The sequence below is a fragment of the Psychrobacter sp. 1Y4 genome (genome assembly GCF_051847555.1).
This window is the reverse complement of the sequence record NZ_JBPYDE010000866.1, coordinates 1-587: the sequence shown is the minus strand read 5'-3', so window position 1 is coordinate 587 and position 587 is coordinate 1. Positions and strand designations below refer to the sequence as shown.

The following is a 587-nucleotide window of genomic DNA, read 5'->3' as shown; positions in this document are numbered from 1 at the left end:
GGTATACAGTCACATATTATGCGTCAAATATGAACGCTCACACCTCGACGACTCATTATTCCATAGTACCTGAACACAAGCGTATTGTCAGCCTTGCCTAGCCAAAATAGCGCCAGTTGACTGCCAAGTATTTTACCTAGGCAAATACTATATCTATATCAATCAAAAAAAAGCGCTAAGGATACCTTGATCGCCTTAACGCTTTTAATAAATGAACACTGAGGACGTTAAAATAATAACTTATGCAAGCTTTTGCTGTTGATACTGTTGACGGTACGCTTTTGGTGAAACGCCATAAACGCGTCTGAACGCCTGACTAAAAGTTGAATCTGACGCATAGCCCACCATGTCACTGATACGGCTGATACTATTTTGCTGTAAGCGCAAATAACGTGCTGCCAAACGCAAGCGGTAATCAATCAAATAAGTCAGGGGCGGCATCCCTACCGTATCTTTAAAGCGCTGGGCAAAGCTCGAGCGCGACATACCTGCCACCTCTGCAAGCTTATGAATGGTCCAGCTTTGACTTGGCGCCTCGTGCATCGCTGCAAGCGCCTTGGTCAAAAATGGATCTTTCATGGCCTTTA

At 44.5% G+C, this 587-nt stretch carries 1 protein-coding gene; it reads right to left on the bottom strand.

Translation table 11 applies throughout. The features are described from left to right. Window positions 1–240: 240 nt before the first annotated feature. Window positions 241–587, bottom strand: a 347-nt coding sequence (locus ACS8FC_RS19305) for a helix-turn-helix domain-containing protein (protein ID WP_439297977.1), incomplete at its 5' end; no start/stop codon positions are given.